This window comes from Paenibacillus sp. BJ-4, from assembly GCF_020404765.1.
In the GTDB taxonomy this organism is placed as follows: Bacteria; Bacillota; Bacilli; order Paenibacillales; family Paenibacillaceae; genus Paenibacillus.
Genome location: NZ_JAIVEM010000041.1, coordinates 1 through 708, shown reverse-complemented (window position 1 = coordinate 708; position 708 = coordinate 1). Strand labels below are relative to the sequence as shown.

Annotated in this window: 1 pseudogene; it reads right to left on the bottom strand. The window is 58.2% G+C overall.

Going from position 1 to position 708, the window contains the following annotated elements:
- Nucleotides 1-708: pseudogene (locus LCF57_RS08260) on the bottom strand (hypothetical protein); the annotation flags it as partial.

The following is a 708-nucleotide window of genomic DNA, read 5'->3' as shown; positions in this document are numbered from 1 at the left end:
CTTCACAGCCCCTTCTGCCAGCGCTATGTCCTGTACCGCTCCTGCTGCCAAATGCCGGGTGTGTACGGCCTGCTCCGTCAAATGTGAAGGACCGACGCTGCCTTCTGCGAGATTCGTCGCTTGCACTGAGCGTGCCGCCAGTTTTTCTGAGGTGATGCTTTCCGCTTGAAGCGCACGCCCTGACACACTGTCCGGGGCCATGTGTTGTTCTTCAATGGACGCCTTAGCCACATGCCAGGACTGTACCGTCTCCTTCGCGATCTTGCTGGACGTAACCGATCCTTCCTGCAAGGCATCCTCCGACACCACCTGCCAGCCCACATGCTGTTGCTGGATGGCCCCTGCTTGCAGATGCTCCGACTGGACGGAATCCTGTGCGATATGTTTGGACTGCACCGCGCCCTCTGCCAGCGCAGATTCCTGTACCGCTCCATCGGCCAGATGCTGAAAGTGTACGGCATGCTCTATCAGATGTACGGATCCTACGCTAGCTTCCGCCAGATTCGAAGCACGCACCGCCCGAAGCGCAAGCTTCTCCGTGTTCACGCTTCCTGCCTGGAGGGCGTGATCCGATATACTCTCCGGCGCAATATGCTGGCTCATCACAGATGAAGGCTGCAAATGGGCAGAGGTGACGGATTCCGGGGCCAAATGGCTCGACTGGATGGCCTCTTCTGCCACATGATTTCCTTGCACAGCTTCGTCGAT